The following is a 20,066-nucleotide window of genomic DNA, read 5'->3' as shown; positions in this document are numbered from 1 at the left end:
CCTATGTCTCTCACCCAAACAACGCGCGAGACGTCTCTCGCTGAGCCGACATCTAAGGTGCGACGCCGCGATTTGCGGCTGCCGCTGGCGACCCTCGTCGCAATCGTGGCGCTATCCACCCCGTTCCTGATCGGCTCCTATGCGCTTCACGCTATTATCATTGCCTTAATCTTCCTCCTCCCGGCCCATGGGCTCAATCTTCTGGTTGGTTATACAGGGCTCCTATCGCTGGCTCAGGCCGCATTCTTCGGCATCGGCGCCTATACCGCTGGTCTTCTGGCGGTTCATTACGGGACACCTTTCTACGTCAACCTTGTCGCTGCCGGCTTGATGGCTGGCCTGATCGCTCTTCCGCTCGGGATCCCGGCACTGAGGCTTCGGGCGACCTCCTTCGTCATGTGTACGCTCGGATTCGTCATCATCGGTCAGGCGATCGCCAAGAACTGGATCAGCGTGACGCGTGGAGACATGGGCCTTTCCAGCATCCCGAAGCCGCATTTCGCCCTGGGGCCGGCGTCGTTTACGGTCTCCGGCACAACCGGGTTCTATTATCTCACGCTCGCCGTGGCGGTTCTCGCGACCCTCGCCGTCTGGGCCATCGTCCGCTCCCCAGCCGGGCGCAACATGATCGCCATCCGCGAGAACGAGACGCTGGCGGAGTCCGTCGGCGTGCCGACCTGGCGCTACAAGCTGATCGTCTTCATGCTCAGCGCGGTCTTTGCCGGCGTCGGCGGCAGCATCTACGCCCATTATCTGACAGTGGTCAGCCCGCTCACCTTCCAGATGTACTATTCGACCACGATGCTGATCATCGTGCTCGGCGGCGGCGCTGGAACGATCTCTGGCGTGGTGTTCGGCAGCCTTCTCTTTGTCGGCTTGTCGGAAGCGCTCCGTGTGGCCCCGGAGCTGCGGATGATCGCCTACGGGTTCTGTCTTCTGATCCTAGTCTTTTGGTTCAAGAAGGGCTTCGCCCCACTTCTCAACCGATTCTGGTCCTTTGTCGGAGGTGTGAAATGAGCACCCTGCCAATCCTCGAAATCTCGAACCTCACGAAATCATATGGTGCCGTGAAAGCCGTCAACGATGTGAGTATTCACATTCATCGTGGTGAGATCTGCGGGCTCATCGGACCGAATGGCTCCGGCAAGTCGACCTTCTTTGACTGCAGCACCGGCCTCGGCAAGCCTGACTCGGGCAAGGTCACTCTGGATGGGCAGGATATCACGGGCTGGTCTCTCAACCGCATCGCCCGCGAGGGCCGGATGCTGCGTTCGTTTCAGAAGACGGTCGTGTTCAAGGCGCTCGATGTTGAGGAAAATCTGATCATCGCCGGTCAGATGTTCACATTCCCAAGCCTGCTCTCGACCTTCAGCCTCGGACGGATGTCGCGCCAGCGCGTCGCGGCCCTGCGGGAGAGGGCTCGCGAGCTCATCCGGATGGCTGGGCTGTGGGACGTTCGCCATATGCCGGCGGGCAACCTTTCCGGCGGGCAGCAGAAGCTCATCCAGTTTGCCTCCATGCTGATGCCGGAGCCCAAAATCGTTCTTCTCGACGAGCCCATGGCGGGCATCAACCCCAAGATCATCGAACGTGTCGTCGAGACGATTAACTACGCCAACAAATCCCTCGGCGTGAGCTTCCTCGTGATCGAGCACAACATCGACGTCGTCACCAGTATCTGCGAACGGGTTGTCGTCCTCGACCAGGGCCGCAAGCTTGCCGAAGGCACACCCCAGAGCATCGTTCAGAACCAGCAGGTGAGGGAGGCCTATCTCGGTGGCTGATTCAAACCTTTCCATCAAGAACCTACGCGCTGGCTACGGCTCACTCGACATCCTGAACGGGGTCGACCTGGACGTGCCGCAGGGTCAGTTTGTGGCCCTCATGGGACCAAACGGAGCCGGGAAGTCTACCCTGCTCAAGACGCTCTATGGCATGACCACGATCAAAGAGGGCAGCATCAGCTGGCAGGGTAAGAATATCGCCGGATACAAATCGCGAGCGATCCTTGGCGAGGGCATCTCCTTCGTGCCACAGGGCCGATGCAATTTCCCGGTCATGACGGTGGACGAGAACCTGCAAATGGCGGCCTACACCCTGCGCGACAGCCAGGTCAAAACCGACCGCGATTATGTCTACGATCTCTTCCCAATCCTGAAGACGCGCCGCGCGACGCTCGCTGGCAACATGTCCGGTGGCGAGCAGCAACTCCTGGAAGTCGCGATGGCTGTGCTCCAAAGGCCGAAGATCCTTTTGGTCGATGAGCCGTCCGTCGGCCTGTCGCCCGCCGCGATCGGTGTCGTCTTCAACGAGCTCCTCCGGTTACATGCGTCAGGTCAGACGATCTTACTCGTCGAGCAGAATACCAAGAAGGCGATGGAAGTCGCAGAGCGTGCCATCATCCTTCGTCTTGGCAAGGTAATCTGGGATGGTCGGCCGACGGACATTACCCACGACGAACTCGGCGAACTTTTCCTGACCGGGAAGATGCGGGGCGAGACGGAAGCGATCCATTAGATCTGCCGTATCTTCCAGCCACACTTCAGTCCGATCACATAAAGAACAATCTCATGAGCAACTTCGTGCCTGCTTCCCGCGTCTCGCGCATCAAAATCTCACCCAGCACGGCGGCTTCGGCGCGTGCGCGCGAGCTCAAGGCAGCCGGCCGCGATATCGTCGACCTGACGGTAGGCGAACCGGACTTCGATACACCAGAGAACGTCAAGGCGGCCGCCCATGCCGCAATCGACCGGGGCGAAACCAAGTACACAGCCGTCAACGGAACGCCGGCATTGCGGAAAGCCATCATCAGTGATTACCAACGTCGGCTCGGTCTTTCCTACCGAGACAGCGAGATTTGTGTCGGCGGCGGCGCCAAGCAAATCCTCTTCCTGGCTCTGATGGCGAGCGTGGAGAACGACGCCGAAGTTATCATTCCGGCTCCCTACTGGGTCTCCTACCCAGACATGGTCATTGCCAATGAAGGCAAGCCGATCATCGTGGAATGCCCGCAAGAGAAGGGATTCAAGCTTACTCCGGAGGCCCTTGAAGACGCCATCACACCGAAAACTTTGTGGCTCATCCTGAACACACCCTCAAACCCCACAGGTGCCGCCTACAGCCGGGCCGAACTCGAGGCCTTAGGCGAGGTTCTGTCGCGTCATCCTCACGTGCTCGTGCTGTCGGATGACATTTACGATCAGGTCTGGTTCGAGGACGAGCCGACAACGACTCTTGTCGCGGCGGTTCCCGCGTTAAAGAATCGTGTCCTGCTCACGAACGGCGTATCAAAGTCCTACGCTATGACGGGGTGGCGGATCGGCTACGCTGCCGGCCCCGAGCCGCTCGTTGCAGCTATTAACAAGCTCCAATCCCAGATGTCCTCTTGTCCCTCCTCGGTGAGCCAGGCAGCCGCCGCCTACGCGCTGACCGAGGATCAAGCCTTCGTCACTGAGAGCGTGAAGGTCTACAAGGAACGCCGCGACTATGCCTGTGCGCGTCTCAATGCGATACTGGGTCTTTCCTGCCTCCCGCCGGCGGGCGCTTTTTACCTATTTCCAAACTGCTCGGGCGTAATCGGGCGAAAGACACCGGAAGGAAAGGTTATCGAGAACGATCTCGATTTCGTCCTCTATCTGCTGGACGGCGTTGGCGTTGCTGCACTGCAAGGAGCCGCCTATGGCCTCTCGCCTTATTTTCGGCTGTCGATTGCCACGTCGATGGAGGTGATCAAGGCTGGCTGCGACCGCATCGAGACCGCCGTCGCAGCGCTCCAATAACTGCTCCGGCCTGGCAGGAAGGGGATTGCGCCCTTCCCGCGCAATGCTCTAGTTTTGGCAGGAAAGAGCCTGGAACGATGAGCGTCGACTTCAGAAAACTGAAAAGCTTTGTTAAGATCGTTGACACTGGCAGCATGTCGCGTGCAGCCAGTGTCCTGCGCACGGCACAGCCGGCGCTTTCGCAGCAGATCGCGTCGCTCGAAGCCCATTTCAACCACAAACTTCTGATCCGCAGCAACGTCGGCATTGCTCCAACGGAGGCAGGCCTCGTTCTCTACCGGCATGCCCAGTTGATGCTCAAGCAGATCGAGCAGGCTCAGATCGATATCAATCTGTCAGCTACAACGGTAGCCGGTCGGGTTTCCATTGGGCTTGCGACCTATTCAAGTTCGAGCGCCCTTTCGTTGCCGCTGCTGAAGGAGATGAAGGTCCAGCATCCGCGGATCGTTATCCACATCAATGACAGCTTCGGGCATATCCTGAGCGAACTGATCATGACCGGCAAGATGGACATGGCGCTCATTTATTCGGCGGACCCGATGAAGGGCGTGACCCTTCAGCCGCTCTTCCGCGAGGAGATGTTCCTCGTCTCGCCTTCTGGGCTGGAGCTCCCCGGCGAAGCCGGTGAGCCTTTGCCCCTTTCAGCTTTGAATGGTGTTCCACTTCTGCTGCCGAGCAAGAGCCATCTGCTTCGTCGGCTGATCGACGAGGCTCTGTCGCGGGCGCGGGTCATGCCCGAAGTTGCGGCCGAGATCGAGTCCGTTCCGGCCCTCAGCGCCGCGGTGCTGGATGGCTTGGGTTCGACCATTCTTCCTGCCTCAGTGGCGACCGAGACCGCAAGCTTCGCCGGTGCCCAGGTCAGACGACTCGTGCGGCCCGTGATCGAGGCCACCGTATCCCTGTGCACCTCCGATCATCTCCCGCTGTCCGAGCCAGCCTTGGCGGCCCGATCGGTCCTGCTTGCCACGGTTGAAAGGCTGATGCGTGATCTCCATCAAGGCATACGGTCGGCCTAAGCGTCACTCGGCATTATCAACCGAAGACAGCTCCTTTCGCAGATCGATCCCACCCGCTTTGTTCGGCGCATCTCACGCCCCACGGCTGAGCGGAAGGCTGCTGAAAGCTGCAACGCTTGTGGAACCCGCGCCAATAGGGTCTTAGTAATCTTATGCCCTTAGCGCGCCCACCGGCACGCTTGCCCTGTGACGACCCGCTGAGACCACAACCGAAAGCCGCTCTCGTGGAAATAGAAATCCGCCAGATGCGGGCTGACAGGGTCGACCGTTGGGACGGCGCGGCGGATTCTTCCGCGGAGTTGATGTGAGCCGGTCGCAGGCGTAGTCGCAAGCCTCATAGTAGACGGCGTCATGGGCTGCCAAGGCACTGTCCAGAGATACACGCCTTCCATTCATCATTCATTAGATGTGCGCTGGGATCGACAGACTCCGTGAGGGCGCGATCGGCCTCGAATTCGAACAAATCCTCGATCACTACTGCCCGAGTCTTACCGGCGCATGCACCAATGCTTTGATCCGGCGGCCGCTGCACAGCCACGAGCGCCACCGTTTTCAAGGTCTTAAGGTGGTCTTTGGGGCCATGTCCTAGTGAAACATAGTTCGGCTCCCTCTGCGGCTTGCCACCCACATCGAGGCCGTTGTTCGACCACGCCATCCAGCGCCTGCTCGTGCCGCGCCATCAGGCGCAGGGCATCGGCCATACGCCAAGCCGTCGGCGCGCTGATGCCGTGGGCTTCCACCAAGCGGATAGAGAAGATGTCTTTGTCCGACTGTAGTATCAGCCACATCTGAAGCGACCGCCTCGTCGCGTGTAAAGGTGTTCGTGTCGTGACGATGAACCGAAATCGGCAAGTGCCGTTTGAGCATTGGTAGAGTCCGGGCCAGGCCCGCTTCCTATTCTCCCGGCCCATCAAGACGATGGAGGAACGATAGTTGCAGCCAAGCAAATCCGTCCGGTTGGCCAGACCATGGCTTCGAGTGGCCGTCGGCAATGATCCTCGTCCTTGAAGGCTTTGATCACGTCCTGCACCGTAGCGACGCCCGACAGCGCCTCGCGCACTGATGCTTCCATCGCAACCTCCCGCTCCCACTACTGGTTTTGCAGCCAGAGTCTCACGCGAGGCCTGCCTTCCAAGGAAAAGCTGCGTGTGGTTGACAATGCCGGCGTCACTTTATCCGGACGCTATAAAGAAAGGCTATAGCGGCAGACCGTAGTTGTGTTGGCGACCGCGGAATCCTTCGCCTAACCTCACCGATGACATGGAAATTTGGCTTGGCCAAATTCGCTGGAACGACGCCAAGCGTCGCCTGCTCGCTCGAGGGAAACATGGCAAAACTGGCTTTCGACACCGGGGGAACCTTCACGGATTTCGCCCTCCTGGACGACGACGGCGACCTTCACCTCCACAAGGTCCTGAGCACTCCAAAGAACCCAGCAGAGGCTGTGGTGCAGGGTGTCACAGAACTGCTCGAGCAATTCGGGCAATCGATCTCCCTCGAAAACCTCCAGGTTCTGGGTGCGACCACGGTCGTCACGAACGCGGTTCTGGAACGCAAGGGCGTCGAGACCGGCTTCATCACGACAGACGGCTTCCGGGACATGCTGCGCATCCGGAATGAGGGCCGTTACGATCTCTATGACTTGAACATCAAGTATCCCGATCCGCTTGTCAGCCGGGCAAACAGCTTCGGCGTGGACGAACGCATCGCCGCCAGCGGCGACGTCATCACGGAGCTGAAGGAAGAGACCGTCCGTGAGATTGCCGGCAGGCTCAAGGAGAAGGGCATCCGCTCCGTCGCCGTCTGCCTGCTGCACGCCTACAAATATCCGCAGCACGAGCAGCGCGTTGCGGCTCTCCTGCGTGAGGAGGACCCGGACATCTTCGTGTCGCTGTCTTCGGAAGTCTGTCCGGAGGTTCGGGAATTCGACCGCGCCTCGACGACCGTCGTCAATGCCTATACCCGGCCGCAGATGTCCGGCCATGTGGCCCATCTCCAACGCGAGTTCGCCAAGAAGGGCATCGACCGCCAGGTTCTCTGGATGACATCCTCGGGTGGATTGGTCCCGAGCCGGCGCGCCGCCGAGCTGCCGGTGCGCCTGATCGAGTCCGGCCCGGCCGCAGGGGCGGTCGCCGCCGCAGAGTTCGGCCGGATCGCCGGCGAGGGAAGCGTGCTGTCCTTCGACATGGGCGGCACGACCGCCAAGCTTTGCCTGATCCCGCATGGCGAGCCGACTGTCGGCACCGAGTTAGAGGTGGCTCACTACCAGCGCTTCCGCAAGGGATCGGGCTTCCCATTGAAGATCCAATCGATCCAGATGATCGAGATCGGCGCCGGCGGCGGCTCCATCGCGGCCAAAAACCCGCTCGGCCTGCTCGATGTCGGCCCGCGGTCGGCCGGAGCTCTGCCAGGCCCAGCTGCCTATCAACGCGGCGGCACGGAACCGACGGTAACCGATGCCGACATTTTGCTTGGCTATATGGGGGTCGAGTCGTTTGTCGGTGGCTCGTTCAAGGTCTCGAAAGACGCAGCTCGCACAGCCATAGAGAAGCTCGCAAACGATCTCGGCGTCAGCGTCGAGCGCTGCGCCTGGGGCATCCACGACCTCGTCAACGAATCCATGAGCAAGGCTGCCGCCATGCACGCGACGGATCTCGGGGTCGACCCGCGCTCGCTGCCCATGGTGGCATTCGGCGGCGCCGGCCCGGTCCATGCCTACGGCATCGCCCGCAAGCTCGGCATCAAGCGGATCATCTGCCCAACGGGCGCCGGCGTGACATCGGCGATCGGCCTCCTGATTGCACCGGTCGCAGTCGACCTGTCAGCGAGCCATCCGATGGCAATCGACAGCTGGGACATGGAGGTCATGAACCAGGTTCTCGACGATCTCGCGGCTCAAGGGTCCGAGGTCGTCAGTGCTGGTGGCGTCTCCAAGGACACGATCACCAACCGCTATACGGTCGACATGCGCCATATCGGCCAGGGTTATGAGATCACCGTCCAACTGCCGGATCGCAGCCTGCCAAAGGATGAGTTCCTGAAGCAGTTGCTCGATAACTTCTACAAGCTCTATCGCGAGCTGTTCGGACGCACCGTGTCCGCCCCGGTCGAAGTGATCACCTGGCGCCTGCGAGCCAGCGGTGAGAAGGACCAAGTTACCCGTCCGCATCACACCGACGTCGCCGATGCCCTCAAGGGACATCGTGAGGTCTATTTCCACGAGCTCGGCGCCTTTGTGGCAACGCCGGTCTACGATCATTACCGCTTGCCGGTGGACGAGCCGATCCAGGGGCCTGCCATCGTTGAGCAGCGCGAGTCGACCGCCGTGGTCGGGCCGAGCGGCACGGCGCACGTCGACGCCAACGGCAACCTCGTCATCAACATCCTGTAAGGGGCAGTATCATGTCGAAGTCAACGCCCGATTTTAACGACCCGATCAACCTGCAGGTCATGTGGAATCGCCTGATCTTCATCGCCGATCAGGCCGACAACGCCCTCGGCCGGACCGCCTTCTCACCGATCGTACGTGAGAACCACGATTACGTGACGGTGCTGATGGACAGCCGCGGACGTGCACTCGCACAGTGTACCTGGTCAATCCCGGTCTTCATCAGCTCGCTTCCGGCCGCAGCGCAGCAGTACTTCCTGCCGAAGTTTCCGGTTGACAAGCTCGAAGAGGGCGACGTTCTCGCTACCAACGATCCGGAAATCGGCACCGGGCACCTTCCCGACGTGACGATGATCACACCGATCTTCAAGAACGGCAAAGTGGTGGCCTATGCGGGATCGATCGCGCATCTTCCCGATATTGGTGGCCGTCCGCTCCATTCTGAGGCGAGCGACATCTTCGAGGAGGGCATTCGCTTCCCCATCCTCAAGCTCCACAAGGCCGGGGTTCCGAACCAAGACGTCCTCGATATCATTGCCGCCTCCGTTCGTATGCCGACCGAAGTTCTCGGCGATCTGGAATCCATGGTTGCCGCGAACGGCGTCATGGCCCGAGAGCTCGTGAAGTTCCTCGACGAGTATGGCTTGGATGACGTGGATGGGCTCGCCGACGCCATTCAGTCCCGCTCGGAGGCACAGTTCCGCAAGGCCATCCGTGCTTGGCCGAACGGCACCTATGGCGCTGAGGTCCTGCTTGACGGCTATGGCGCTGACGTGAGGCTGAAGGTTTCAGTAATCGTCAATGACGATTCCATTCACGTCGACTATGCCGGCACGTCGGACCAGATAGCAGACTCATCCATCAACTGCCGCACGAACTACCGCTACGCGCACTCCGTCTACGCGTTGAAATGCCTTTTGGACCCCGACACACCGAACAACGAAGGCTGTATCACGCCTGTTACCGACGAGGCGCCGAAAGGATCCATCCTCAACCCGGAATCATGGGTAGCCGGCAACTCGCGTAACGTCATCGGCCATGTGATCCCATCGCTCATCTTCAAGGCGCTTGAGGGGGTCGTGCCGGATAAGGTGATCGGCGACAGTGGCGGTGCGCCGATCTGGGCCACGAACTGCGTGGGTCAACACGATGATGGAACCCAGTACTCAGCCGTCCAGAACTATCACGGCGGCCAGGGAGGCCGGGCGGAGTTCGATGGCCTTGATACGCTGAGCTTCCCCTCAAACTGCAAGGTCACAGCCATCGAAATGTTCGAGATGGCCGTTCCAGTACTCATCGAGCGTAAGGAACTTATGGCAGACTCCGGAGGCGCCGGTAAGCATCGCGGCGGCCTTGGCCAGAGAGCAGTCCTGCGCAACCTCGGCAAGTCACCGATGCGCATCTACCTCGCAACCGAACGCGTTCGCCACCCGTGCTTCGGCGTGGTTGGCGGTGAGTTCGGTACGCCCGGCAAGGTCCTGAAGAATGGCGAGGTACACTCTCCAAAAGGTAAGGCCGTTCTTGAGACAGGTGACCGCCTTCAGGTCGAAACGCCCGGTGGCGGCGGCTGGGGCCAGGCACATGACCGCTCCGTCGGCCTGATTGAACAGGACCTTGTCGACGGCCTGATCACTCCCGAAGCCGCCAAGGAACATTATGGCTACGTTGGGCCAGCCGTCCTGGCTGCCGAGTAGGAGATTTCGATGGGATTGCTTGATGGCAAGGTTGCTCTCATTACAGGTGCAGGGACTGGGATCGGCCGCGAAGCCGCAATCCTGCTGGCGAGGGACGGTGCCCGCGTGATCCTGACAGGTCGCCGGATCGAGCCCCTCGAGGAGGTTGCCGCAGCGATTGAGGCGGAAGGCGGATCGGCGGCTGCTCGTTCCCTCGATATCGAGTCGCGTGACGATATCTTTGAGACGATTGCGTGGATCCGCAAAGCCGTTAGCCCCGTCGACATTCTCGTGAACAATGCCGGGAGCGCCAGTAAGGTTCTGAACGCCCGCTTCCTCAGCGAAGAAGAATGGAACTCAACCGTCAACGTCAATCTGACGGCGGTGTTCAATCTGACCCAGGCGGTCCTGCCTGGCATGATTGCGAAACGGGAGGGCACCATCATCACGGTGTCGTCCCTCGCGGCCCTGAATCCGAACCTGCTCGGTGGCGCCGCTTATGGTGCCGCCAAAGCAGGCGTGAAGAATTTCATGACCTTCCTGCACAATACCTATCGCAACCAGGGTATCCGGGCGACGACGATTCTGCCGGGCGAGACCGATACGCCGATCATGAACAATCGCGCGCGGCCGCCGCTTGAAAGTGAACGCGAGAAGATGCTCGACCCGCACGATGTCGCTCGGGCCATAGCGCTATGTGCAAGCCTGCAGAAGGGCGCCGTCATACCCGAACTTCATATCTGCCCAACCTACATGCGTGATACCTCCGCCGACATCGAGACCGCCCGCTGGGTGGGTGCGCCGGCGGATACGCCGGATCTGCCAAAGAAACAATCGACAGGAGAAGCCTTATGAACGGTGCGAAACTACGCGCCCGGCTGCAGGCCGGCGAGAGCATCACCATGTTCAATCCGCACCATGTCTCGCCGGGTCTCGCCGTTCGGCTGGTGGAGCTTGGTGCCGACAGCATCTTCGTCGATTGCGAGCACGGGACGTGGGGCTTTGAGGATGTCCGCAATGCCGGTCAGGTCATTCGCGGCGCGGGCGGCGCCGCCATCGTACGACCGCATTCCCACGAACGCCCGATCCTGATCCGGTACCTCAATGCCGGTGCCGACGGCATCATGGCGCCCATGGTCGACACAGCGGACCAGGCGCGTGCGATTGTGGATGCGGTGCGCTACGCCCTGCCATCGGATTACGAGAAACGACTTGTGGTCGGCATGGTCGAAACGTTGGAAGCCATTGAGAACCTCGACGAGATGCTCACTGTAGATGGTATCGACGTGTTCTTTATTGGTCCCGGGGATTTATCGCAGAACATGGGCTACCCGCCCGCGCCGCCGTTCGGCGAACCCCGCCCGAAAGAGGTGTTGGAGAAGGTCGCGTATGCGGTGCGCAAGATCCGCGACGCGGGAAAGATCGCTGGAACGCTGGTGACAGCCGACGAGATGCCCCACTGGTTGGAGAAGGGCGTGCAGTATTTCTACGTCCATTCAGATCCTTTCCTACGTATCGGCATGAACGGCATCAAGTCGATCCTCAAGCGCTGATTGAGAAGTTTGCTTATGGACTATCCACTGTTCTCTCTTGAAGGCAAACGTGCCCTCGTTACAGGCTCATCGCAGGGCATAGGGCTTGCTTTGGCCAAGGGCCTGGCCGAGCACGGCGCTGCAGTTGTCCTCAACGGTCGCGACCCGGGCAAAATCGACGTGGCCAGTTCCGAACTGTCGGCCGCGGGACATAAAGTCACGACCGCGATCTTCGACGTCACGTCAGCGGAGGCCGTCCGGAACGGAACCGAGGCGATTGAGGACCGCGAGGGCCCGATCGATATTCTGATCAACAATGCGGGCATGCAGTTCCGCACCCCGCTCGAGGACTTTCCGGTCGATCGCTGGGAGCAGCTGCTCACCACCAACATCTCCAGCGTGTTCTATGTCGGACAGGCGGTCGCCCGGCGCATGATCGCCCGTGGGCGTGGCAAGATCATCAACATCGCCTCGGTGCAGAGCGAACTCGCCCGGCCCGGGATCGCTCCCTACACGGCCACCAAGGGGGCGGTGAAGAACCTGACCCGGGGCATGTGCGCGGACTGGGCCAAGCACGGCCTACAGATCAATGCCATTGCGCCCGGGTACTTCAAAACCCCGCTTAACCAAGCCCTCGTCGACAGCGCGGAGTTCTCGGGCTGGCTGGAGAAGCGCACGCCGGCCGCCCGGTGGGGCAATGTCGAGGAATTGGTAGGCGCGGCTGTCTTCCTATCGAGCGCGGCATCCTCGTTCGTGAACGGCCATACACTCTACGTCGACGGCGGCATCACGACTTGCCTTTGAGGCAGGTCGCTGCCCCACGCTCACCGTCATGACGGGCGGCAGTTCCCCGTCCGATTAACGATTGCGGCAGCCCACGGAGCACGCCGCAACTCCGCCAATAGCTGACATGGGAGGACGATCACAATGACTAAGCCCGAGATTCTGATGATGGGTCCGTACCCGGCCTGGGACCTTGAGGACCTGGAAAGCAACTACAAGGTTCACAGGCTCTGGGAGGCTGCTGACCGGGCGGCCTTTCTGAGCGAAGTGGGTGGCAACGTTCGCGCCATTGCGACACGCGGTGAGATCGGCGCGTCAGCTGAGCTTATGAAAGCCCTACCAGGGCTCGAGATTGTCTCCTGCTACGGTGTTGGGACTGATGCCATCGACCTCTCACACGCCAAGGCAAATGGGATCCGGGTCACCAACACGCCCAACGTCCTGACTGCTGACGTGGCCGACATCGGTGTTGGGCTGCTCCTCGCCGTGGCCCGCCAGATCCCCCAGGCGGACCGGTATGTCCGGGATGGACGCTGGCGCAACGCCAACATGCAGCTCGTCACCCGGGTTCATGGCAAGAAAGTCGGCATCGTCGGCATGGGGCGCATCGGTGTCGAGGTGGCCAAGCGTCTCGCCGCGTTCGACTGCCCGATCGCCTACTTTGACATCAACCAGCGGGACGATCTGCCGTATACCTTTGTTCCGCATCTGCTCGCTCTGGCCGAGCAGTCCGAGTTCCTCATTGTGACCCTGGCCGGGGGCGCCAGCACCCAAGGGATCATCAACGCCGATGTCCTGCAGGCGCTGGGAGGCGACGGCATCCTGATCAACATCTCGCGCGGATCAACCATCGATGAAGCAGCCCTGCTCGACGCGCTCGAGCGCAACGTCATCAAAGGAGCAGGCCTCGATGTGTTCTGGAACGAGCCGAACATCGACGAGCGCTTCCTGACGCTGGAGAACGTCGTCCTTCAGCCGCATCACGCGTCAGGGACCGTAGAAACCCGGCAGGCCATGGGCAAGCTGGTGCGCGACAACCTGGCGGCGCATTTTGCCCGTCAGCCGCTTCTCACGCCCGTCATCTGAGGATTGCCCCATGAAAGCTGTTGTCATTCATGCCGCCAAGGACCTGCGCATCGAGGAGCGCGAGCCGGAGGCTCCTGGGCCCGGACAGGTCGAGGTCGCCATCGAGGCTGGCGGCATCTGTGGCTCCGATCTGCACTACTACAACCACGGCGGCTTCGGGGCGATCCGCGTGCGCGAGCCGATGATCCTCGGGCACGAGGTGGCGGGCACCGTCCGTTCGCTGGGCGAGGGCGTGTCCGGTCTCGTGGTCGGAGACCGGGTAGCGGTCTCGCCGAGCCGGCCCTGCAATCGCTGCGAGTATTGCCTCAAGGGTCAGCAGAACCAGTGCCTGAACATGCGCTTTTATGGCAGCGCCATGCCGATGCCGCACATCCAGGGCGCGTTCCGGCAGAGCCTGGTGGCCGAGCAATGGCAGTGTCACAGGGTGTCCGATGACGTCTCGATCAACGAGGCAGCCTTTGCCGAACCGCTGGCGGTGACGCTGCATGCCGTCAACCGGGCCGGGTCGCTTCTGGGCAAGCGGGTGCTGGTGACGGGCTGCGGCCCGATCGGGGCGCTCGCCATCATCGCGGCGCGGGCGCACGGTGCCCGGGAGATCGTGGCCACCGACGTCATGGATGCCGTGCTCGAGAAGGCACGGGCTGTGGGCGCCGACCGGACGATCAATGTGGCGAGCGAGCCCGAGGCGCTGTCGGCGTACGCGGCCAACAAGGGCACCTTCGATGTCCAGTTCGAGGCCTCGGGCAATGAGAGCGCCGTGCGGTCCGGACTGGAGGTTCTCAGGCCGCGCTCCGTACTCGTTCAGCTCGGGCTCGGCGGCGACGTGTCGATCCCGCAGAACCTAGTGGTGGCGAAAGAAATCGAGATGAAGGGGGCGTTCCGCTTCCATGAGGAGTTCGCGCTCGCGGTCGACCTCATCAACGCGCGGCGGGTGGACCTCAAGCCCCTGATGAGCGGGACCTTTCCCATCGCCGATGCGGTGGCAGCCTTCGAGGCTGCCGGCGATCGCAGCCGGTCGATGAAGATCCACCTGAGTTTCACCTGACCCAACGCATAACAGTACATTGGGCATGAGGATCGGAGCACCGAACGAAGCCTTTCCGGGCGAAGCACGCGTTGCGATGACGCCCGAGTCCGCCCTCCAGCTGCAGAAACTGGGTCATACGTGCTTTGTCGAGGCCGGGGCAGGGGAGAATCGACTGTGCCTACAAAAAACGCTGTGGCTCCCCGTGCGCAGGCTCGTTCGGGACTGGGTCGATGGTCTCGATCCACTCACTGGCAACCAGATGTTTCCATGTGCGTCCAAAACCATCAGGAACTCCCTTCAGATATGGCGTTTAAAGGGCGCAGGACAATGCCCGCGCTTGCAGAGGTCAGCGACCGTTTTCCTTTCGCCAGGTTTCATACTTCGCCAAATATTCGTCCTTCGTAGGGGCCAGCGCAAGAACTGTTCCCATTGACACGCTAAGGTAGAACAAATAAAGAACCTGCGCTTTTTATGAGCCAGCTGCGCTATGCGGCGCGTGCCAACGCTTGCGGCAGTCGCAAGGGTCGAAAGCCGTCCACGAGCACAGGCTGCTCGCCCCAAGCATAGGTGCCGGTGAGATTGATATGCTCCCAGCTCAATGGCGACACGTGTTTGAGCATCTCGGTGGGAATGATGCGTCCCTGCCGGCGGAGATGATCCACAGCGCGCCCGAGATAGACCGTATTCCAATAAACAATGGCGCTCACGACCAGGTTCAGCCCGGATGCCCTGAACGCCTGGCTCTCAAATGAGCGATCCCGGATTTCGCCGCGCTCATGGAAGAACACGGCCCGTTTCAGCTTATGAGCTGCCTCACCTTTGTTCAGACCTGCCTGACAGCGGCGCCGGAACGCGGGATCGGAATACCACTCGATCATGAACAGCGTGCGCTCGAGGCGGCCGATCTCGCGCAATGCCCGTGCGAGCTGGCTGGGATTGCGGGAGGCTGCCAGCCGCTTGAGGATTGTTGAGGGAGCGACCGTCCGCGTCTGGATCGAGGCCGCCAGATGCAGCAGGTCATCCCAGTACTCCATGATCAGACTGGTGTTGATCGGCACGCCGATATGTTCCTGCAGCGCAGGATAGGCCTCCGGCTTCTCGAAGGTATGGAGCTTCCGGTCCTTGAGATTACGAAGCCGCGGAGCAAAGCGCCGACCTGTCAGAGCAAAGAGACCAAAGACATGATCGCTCGCCCCGCCTGTGTCCGTGAAGTGCTCCTGGATGTCGAGTTCCGTCTCATGATCAAACAAGCCATCCAGCACGTAGGGAGCCTCGCTCTCGGTGGCGCTGATCGGCAGGATGCTGAAGTAGCCGTACTGATCGGACAAATGGCTGTAGAACTTCGAACCGGGTTCGCTGCCATAATGCAGATTGATGTCGCTGCGCTGACCGGCACGATCGCTGGCTTGGAAGAATTGCCCATCTGATGAAGCGGTAGAGCCATCGCCCCACAAGCGGGCATGCGGGTGTTGGGCGTGCCTATCCGTAATACAAGCCTGCGCCAGCTTGTAGGCTCCGTTGCATTAACCTTGGCAGTTTAATGAAGGGCGGTCAGTCAAGGAGCCGTTCTGTTGTCCCTGTTCAAGCGCCGTCGCTTTCCGGTCGAGATCATCCTGCTGTGCGTGCGCTGGTACTGCAAGTACGGCATCAGCTATCGCGATTTGGCCGAGATGATGCAAGAGCGCGGCGTCGCCGTCGACCCATCCACTCTCTTTCGCTGGGTCCAGCGCTACGCGCCGGAGATCGAGAAGAGGGTTCGCCGATACCAGGGGCACCGGTCTGGCTCATGGCGAGTCGATGAGACCTATGTGCGGGTCGGCGGCAAGTGGAGGTACTTGTTTCGGGCAGTCGACAAGCACGGCCAGCTTATCGACTTCACGACGGAACACCCAAGCGGCTTACCGCTTCTTGCGCAAAGCCGTGAAGACGATGAGCGACTGTCCTCCTGAGTCGATCACGACTGACAAGCTGGCGTCTTATCCCAAAGCCATCCGGCGCCTGAAGTACGAAGGGCTGCTGCCCAAAGAGGTCATGCATCGGACGTCGAAGTACTTGAACAACATCATCGAGGCGGATCATGGAGCGCTCAAGCGTGTGGTCCGGCCGACCCGCGGCTTCCAGAGCATGAAAACGGCGCGTGCGACGATCAAGGGCTTCGAGGTGATGCGGATGATCCGTCGTGGCCACTGCGCCCTGACACAGCCAGGAGTGACAGGCGAAATCCGTCTCATCAACAAGCTCTTCGGCCTCACCGCCTGAAGAATGCGTGCGGGCGGGTGCGTCATGCCCTTTCCAATTTACTGCAACGAAGCCACAGCAGCGGCTTGAGCCTTCTCACTCTTGGGAGCCACGAAGCGCATCGTCGGGCGCTGGGCCGCCTCGCAGATCGCCTCGGCATCGGCAGCGTCGTTCTTCTGGCGCTTCACAAAAGGCTTCACGTAAGCCGGCGGGATCAACCGGACCGCATGCCCGAGCCGGCCGATCTCGCGCGCCCAATGGTGAGCGCTGCCGCAGGCTTCCATGGCCACCGTGCAGGGTGGCTGAGACGAGAAGAACGCGAGGACCTGATGCCGCCGCAGCTTCTTGCGGAACAGGACCGTGCCCGATGCATCCGCCCCATGAACCTGGAACACGCTCTTCGCCAGATCCAACCCGATTGTGCTAACCTCTCCCATGGACGCCTCCCTCAAGTGGTGCAATCAACACCTCCACTGTGGCACACCGAGGCCGTTGGGGGGCGTCCACACCATCAAGGCAACGCCTATGCTTTCCGCCCCGCTAAAGGATGGATCGACATTACCGACTACTCCAGTCCATGACCGCCTTCATCTTTTCAGCGAAGTGGACGGCATCATCAATCGCCTCCGCAAGTTCCGACAGTCTCAGTACCCCGGTGAGCAAATCGATGCGCTGACGGTCCAGATCACGGCCAGTTAGCGCCTCATACTCCGCTACTATGCGCGCAGTGAGATCCGGCTCAATCCAGTTGGTGTAGATGAATTCTTGGTGAAGTGGCCCAAAGCCAGAGTCCGCAAAATCATAAATGCCGTTCAGACGTTTCTCCTTATGGTCGAATGCCATGTTCCAGCCGTGACCGTCGAAGAAACCATATGTTACGCCATAGGGGTCAGACGGCAGTTGCTGCCAATCGTCAATGGCTTTGTCAGCATAACGCCGCGAGGCCAACGGCAGGATGGGCCACACGCGGCGAAGGATATCGTCAGGGTGTAGCCAGGGTCTTAACGGGCCGGCACCTAGGGCCTCCATGTGCCGAGCATCAATGCTGTGGAGTTCGGCATAGAAGAGTGCCATATCACTTGCGAGGCGCTGGCGGGCCTCAGATGGCAACTGCTGATAGTGCTGCGTTAGCAAATGCTCTCCCTTGAGCTTGACGTGTCTGGAGAACCGAGGCGGACCGGAAAAGAGAGTTAGATCTGGGACCGGCATGGATACGGCCGGCCGAATAGCGGTGAGAAGGCGGGCCTCAACAATTAGGGCTTTCTCGGCCAGTTCATGGCGGGGAAACTTGAAAATCAGACGACCATCGACGTCCACTGCGACGCAGTCCCAACCGGCCGTGTGGGTGATGAATTCTGATCCGGAGAGCTCTGGAAATGAGTCCGTCAAGATGGAGCGTAAGGCATCCAAGTCCATTCCAGCCTTCATATTAGCTCCTGATCCACGCGAGACTCTATGAAGATCGGATTGGTCGAAGTCTGCAAGTAAAGTTCGATCATGTCCTCGATCAGTTTAAATTGACTACTATATTCAATCTGGCAAGCGGACTGGGATTCATTTCGCGCCAGACCTTATATCGCAGACTCTTGGGTATGCGGGGTGCGCGTATGCCGGAGTAGGGTTGTGTTCGCGCTCAACAGAAGTCGCCAACTAATTGGCTTTGCAGCGCAGGGCAGATAGCTCAATGCGGACAACGCAATTCACTTGTCGGAGTGCGGCTGCATCCAAGCGGATGCGAGGCAGACATTGCAGGACCTGACCATCCGGCATGATTTTCGTTGGCGGCAGCCAGCCCGGCTGCGCGATCGAAATGACGACCCACTACATCGCGGGCCAGAGGTGGTGATTAGGGCGACCAAACGGAGACGCCTCAAGCAGCACACAGGCGGAAGAGCCCAGAATATTTAATGCCTCGGTCGAGCGAACTTCTGGCAAGGACTCAAAGCGGCGAAGACCTTTACGCCTTTCCTCGAAGTTTTGCCAACCCAACAGCATCGTAATTCCAGGGGTCGATGGTCCCGTCTGATTCTCGAAAACACCGAGGATTGTGGCACCGCATGCAGCCAGAGAGGGAAGGTGGGAAGCGGTCAGAATCTCATTCGCTGCTGCGAGGAAGCCAACCGGCACATCATAAACTCGCAGCTCGAAGAGCTCCGCATCAACCGGCTCCGGTGGCAGTCCATCAGTCGCTGATGGCCGCGCCCATGCCGGCGATGGCGTGAGGATGCGAAGATCGTACTTGCGGACCATCTCGCCCAGTCCATTGGTTGTCAGTCTGATGGCCTGCCATTCTGGATCGGCACCCAACCCAGCAAATGACGCGGATCTCTGAGTGAAACCTTGGGGCCAGCAGAGAAGCCATATCAGCATGGGCATCGAAGGACCTGCGCTCACGGTCCACTGGCCCAACCGTGGCGGGAAGCCGTGACGTTTGAAGAACGGCGGCAGAATCTTTCCGATCCGCTCGACCAGTTCAGCAAGACGTCCGGGGACCGCATGGTACATCCGGAGTTCATAGAACATGAACGCCTCCACAGCTACGATCGGAGTCTTGCATACAAGTTTTAGCAAGGCAACTTGTATGCAAGTGCTGTTAAGCTGCCTGCTCCGGATCTGTATCGGCCGCCGTTTCCATAGCCGCCCGCATCACGGCCAAGCCATTAAGATAATGCGGCTCCATCAGCGTGCTGAGCCTGATCCCGTCTCTCGTAACCAGCGCCGCCTGCATTTCCTCATGCTCGCGAACCGCAGCATCCCACCGTGACGGATAGAGATTGGCTGCGGAGCGGGCCCGACGGACGCGCGGGGCAAGAAGATCCCAAATCTCAAGAAGCACGAAATTACGGGACGCTAGAACAATGTTGCGATGTATGTCCTGGTTCAGGCTGATGTAGCTAGGCAGATCGCGCTGCACATAGGCGATCATCATCTGGTGGTGGAGGATCGTGATTGCGGCGATCTCCTCGTCAGAAGCCTGTTGGCAGGCTAATTTCGCTGCTCCTGCCTCGACGTGACCAACCGCATGGTACAGAGCCTCAATTTCGTCGAGATCGAGCGGAGTCACGACCGCTCCTCGATTGGGCTCGAGTCGAACCAATCCCTCGCGCGCCAATGTTCTGATGGCCTCCCGCAGCGGCGTGCGGGAAATGCCAAGCTCTTCGCAAATCTCCTTCTCGCGGAGGAAAGCCCCCGGCAGGAGCTGACCGGAAACAATCCGCTCCCGGAGCGCAGTCACGGCCTCTCCATGGAGGCGTCCTTTGCGCCCAACGGAGGGCTCGGAAAGCACTGGAGTGTCATCATCGGCAGTGGTGAAAGACAAAGATGAGTAAGCCATCAAATATGTATGCACCAGATGAGCCTTGAAGGCAATTTCAAGAAAAATCCGAACGAGGTGTTGACGAGCTTTGAATTTGTATGCACGCTCAGCCCAACAACCTAAGGCACTTCGGTGACCGGAGGGCAAGGGAGAACGCCATGGGCGAACGAGGCCAAATCGCGCTTCAGCGCGAGGGTTTGGTTGCAGCCGCTACGCGCCTGAAGCGGA

At 60.3% G+C, this 20,066-nt stretch carries 17 protein-coding genes and 4 pseudogenes; 14 read left to right on the top strand and 7 right to left on the bottom strand.

The genetic code is table 11. The annotated features are described in order from the left end of the window. Nucleotides 1–3: 3 nt before the first annotated feature. The 5 genes from BB934_RS42515 to nac all read left to right on the top strand — a co-directional run bounded on the left by BB934_RS42515 (nt 4) and on the right by nac (nt 4,795). A complete protein-coding gene (locus tag BB934_RS42515; RefSeq protein ID WP_099515557.1) occupies nt 4–1,017 on the top strand; it encodes a branched-chain amino acid ABC transporter permease in 1,014 nt (337 codons plus the stop codon). Next, nucleotides 1,014–1,784 carry an ABC transporter ATP-binding protein gene (locus BB934_RS42510; RefSeq protein ID WP_099515556.1) on the top strand — a complete coding sequence of 257 codons (771 nt, stop codon included), beginning with the start codon at nt 1,014–1,016 and terminating at the stop codon, nt 1,782–1,784. Before BB934_RS42515 ends, BB934_RS42510 begins: the two co-directional genes overlap by 4 nt. After that, nucleotides 1,777–2,517 (top strand): branched-chain amino acid ABC transporter ATP-binding protein, encoded by a 741-nt coding sequence (locus BB934_RS42505; RefSeq protein ID WP_099515555.1) that lies wholly within the window; start codon nt 1,777–1,779, stop codon nt 2,515–2,517. Before BB934_RS42510 ends, BB934_RS42505 begins: the two co-directional genes overlap by 8 nt. Before the next feature lie 53 nt (nt 2,518–2,570). Further along, nucleotides 2,571–3,779, top strand: a complete 1,209-nt coding sequence (locus BB934_RS42500) for an aspartate transaminase (RefSeq protein ID WP_099515554.1) — start codon at nt 2,571–2,573, stop codon at nt 3,777–3,779. Between the two features lie 77 nt (nt 3,780–3,856). Further along, on the top strand, nt 3,857–4,795 hold the full coding sequence (gene nac / locus BB934_RS42495) for a nitrogen assimilation transcriptional regulator NAC (RefSeq protein WP_099515553.1): 939 nt from the start codon (nt 3,857–3,859) through the stop codon (nt 4,793–4,795). 349 nt (nt 4,796–5,144) lie between these two features. On the opposite strand, the gene BB934_RS51520 is transcribed toward nac, so the two are convergent. Then, nucleotides 5,145–5,450, bottom strand: a complete 306-nt coding sequence (locus BB934_RS51520) for a hypothetical protein (RefSeq protein WP_472436447.1) — start codon at nt 5,448–5,450, stop codon at nt 5,145–5,147. A gap of 255 nt (nt 5,451–5,705) precedes the next feature. Further along, on the bottom strand, nt 5,706–5,867 hold the full coding sequence (locus BB934_RS51515; RefSeq protein ID WP_472436446.1) for a hypothetical protein: 162 nt from the start codon (nt 5,865–5,867) through the stop codon (nt 5,706–5,708). Between the two features lie 255 nt (nt 5,868–6,122). On the opposite strand from BB934_RS51515, the gene BB934_RS42485 reads away from it, so the two are divergent. From BB934_RS42485 to BB934_RS51365, 8 genes and pseudogenes are all read left to right on the top strand, one after another. Next, nucleotides 6,123–8,186, top strand: coding sequence for a hydantoinase/oxoprolinase family protein (locus BB934_RS42485; RefSeq protein WP_099515691.1), 2,064 nt, complete (start codon nt 6,123–6,125; stop codon nt 8,184–8,186). An 11-nt stretch (nt 8,187–8,197) separates the two neighbouring features. Then, a complete protein-coding gene (locus BB934_RS42480; protein WP_099515552.1) occupies nt 8,198–9,877 on the top strand; it encodes a hydantoinase B/oxoprolinase family protein in 1,680 nt (559 codons plus the stop codon). Nucleotides 9,878–9,886: 9 nt separating this feature from the next. Beyond that, a complete protein-coding gene (locus BB934_RS42475; protein WP_099515551.1) occupies nt 9,887–10,711 on the top strand; it encodes an SDR family oxidoreductase in 825 nt (274 codons plus the stop codon). Next, a complete protein-coding gene (locus BB934_RS42470; protein WP_099515550.1) occupies nt 10,708–11,409 on the top strand; it encodes an HpcH/HpaI aldolase family protein in 702 nt (233 codons plus the stop codon). The genes BB934_RS42475 and BB934_RS42470 overlap by 4 nt, the downstream gene beginning before the upstream one ends. Nucleotides 11,410–11,424: 15 nt before the next feature. After that, a complete protein-coding gene (locus BB934_RS42465; protein WP_099515549.1) occupies nt 11,425–12,192 on the top strand; it encodes an SDR family oxidoreductase in 768 nt (255 codons plus the stop codon). Nucleotides 12,193–12,315: 123 nt separating this feature from the next. Further along, the gene (locus tag BB934_RS42460) at nt 12,316–13,257 is read left to right on the top strand and encodes a 2-hydroxyacid dehydrogenase (RefSeq protein ID WP_099515548.1); all 942 of its coding nucleotides are present in this window, start codon (nt 12,316–12,318) and stop codon (nt 13,255–13,257) included. Nucleotides 13,258–13,267: 10 nt separating this feature from the next. Continuing rightward, a complete protein-coding gene (locus tag BB934_RS42455; protein ID WP_099515547.1) occupies nt 13,268–14,302 on the top strand; it encodes an L-idonate 5-dehydrogenase in 1,035 nt (344 codons plus the stop codon). Between the two features lie 25 nt (nt 14,303–14,327). After that, nucleotides 14,328–14,447: pseudogene (locus BB934_RS51365) on the top strand (hypothetical protein); the annotation flags it as partial. 322 nt (nt 14,448–14,769) lie between these two features. Here BB934_RS51365 and BB934_RS42445 read toward each other — a convergent pair. Next, nucleotides 14,770–15,795 (bottom strand): annotated as a pseudogene (locus tag BB934_RS42445) (Tn3 family transposase); the annotation flags it as partial. A 60-nt stretch (nt 15,796–15,855) separates the two neighbouring features. On the opposite strand from BB934_RS42445, the pseudogene BB934_RS42440 reads away from it, so the two are divergent. Next, nucleotides 15,856–16,543: pseudogene (locus BB934_RS42440) on the top strand (IS6 family transposase). 53 nt (nt 16,544–16,596) lie between these two features. Here the strand turns inward: BB934_RS42440 and BB934_RS42435 are convergent. The 4 genes and pseudogenes from BB934_RS42435 to BB934_RS42420 all read right to left on the bottom strand — a co-directional run. Then, nucleotides 16,597–16,959, bottom strand: a pseudogene (locus BB934_RS42435) (IS110 family transposase); the annotation flags it as partial. 121 nt (nt 16,960–17,080) lie between these two features. Further along, complete coding sequence (locus tag BB934_RS42430; RefSeq protein WP_099515546.1) at nt 17,081–17,938, bottom strand: phosphotransferase family protein; 858 nt, start codon at nt 17,936–17,938, stop codon at nt 17,081–17,083. A 405-nt stretch (nt 17,939–18,343) separates the two neighbouring features. Next, nucleotides 18,344–19,045, bottom strand: a complete 702-nt coding sequence (locus BB934_RS42425; RefSeq protein WP_099515545.1) for an NIPSNAP family protein — start codon at nt 19,043–19,045, stop codon at nt 18,344–18,346. A 70-nt stretch (nt 19,046–19,115) separates the two neighbouring features. Next, nucleotides 19,116–19,985 (bottom strand): GntR family transcriptional regulator, encoded by an 870-nt coding sequence (locus tag BB934_RS42420; RefSeq protein ID WP_157934665.1) that lies wholly within the window; start codon nt 19,983–19,985, stop codon nt 19,116–19,118. Nucleotides 19,986–20,066 lie beyond the last annotated feature (81 nt).

It is taken from the genome of Microvirga ossetica (assembly GCF_002741015.1).
GTDB lineage: Bacteria > Pseudomonadota > Alphaproteobacteria > Rhizobiales > Beijerinckiaceae > Microvirga > Microvirga ossetica.
The sequence above is the reverse complement of the archived record's forward strand: the minus strand, read 5'-3'. Positions and strand labels throughout refer to the sequence as shown.

Bases quoted from the DNA above. Each gene is read 5' to 3' on its own strand.
- BB934_RS42515 (WP_099515557.1), top strand. From the start codon at position 4: ATGTCTCTCACCCAAACAACGCGCGAGACGTCTCTCGCTGAGCCGACA.
- BB934_RS42510 (WP_099515556.1), top strand. From the start codon at position 1,014: ATGAGCACCCTGCCAATCCTCGAAATCTCGAACCTCACGAAATCATAT.
- BB934_RS42500 (WP_099515554.1), top strand. From the start codon at position 2,571: ATGAGCAACTTCGTGCCTGCTTCCCGCGTCTCGCGCATCAAAATCTCA.
- nac (WP_099515553.1), top strand. From the start codon at position 3,857: ATGAGCGTCGACTTCAGAAAACTGAAAAGCTTTGTTAAGATCGTTGAC.
- BB934_RS51520 (WP_472436447.1), bottom strand. From the start codon at position 5,450: ATGGCGTGGTCGAACAACGGCCTCGATGTGGGTGGCAAGCCGCAGAGG.
- BB934_RS51515 (WP_472436446.1), bottom strand. From the start codon at position 5,867: ATGGAAGCATCAGTGCGCGAGGCGCTGTCGGGCGTCGCTACGGTGCAG.
- BB934_RS42485 (WP_099515691.1), top strand. From the start codon at position 6,123: ATGGCAAAACTGGCTTTCGACACCGGGGGAACCTTCACGGATTTCGCC.
- BB934_RS42480 (WP_099515552.1), top strand. From the start codon at position 8,198: ATGTCGAAGTCAACGCCCGATTTTAACGACCCGATCAACCTGCAGGTC.
- BB934_RS42475 (WP_099515551.1), top strand. From the start codon at position 9,887: ATGGGATTGCTTGATGGCAAGGTTGCTCTCATTACAGGTGCAGGGACT.
- BB934_RS42470 (WP_099515550.1), top strand. From the start codon at position 10,708: ATGAACGGTGCGAAACTACGCGCCCGGCTGCAGGCCGGCGAGAGCATC.
- BB934_RS42465 (WP_099515549.1), top strand. From the start codon at position 11,425: ATGGACTATCCACTGTTCTCTCTTGAAGGCAAACGTGCCCTCGTTACA.
- BB934_RS42460 (WP_099515548.1), top strand. From the start codon at position 12,316: ATGACTAAGCCCGAGATTCTGATGATGGGTCCGTACCCGGCCTGGGAC.
- BB934_RS42455 (WP_099515547.1), top strand. From the start codon at position 13,268: ATGAAAGCTGTTGTCATTCATGCCGCCAAGGACCTGCGCATCGAGGAG.
- BB934_RS42430 (WP_099515546.1), bottom strand. From the start codon at position 17,938: ATGGACTTGGATGCCTTACGCTCCATCTTGACGGACTCATTTCCAGAG.
- BB934_RS42425 (WP_099515545.1), bottom strand. From the start codon at position 19,045: ATGTTCTATGAACTCCGGATGTACCATGCGGTCCCCGGACGTCTTGCT.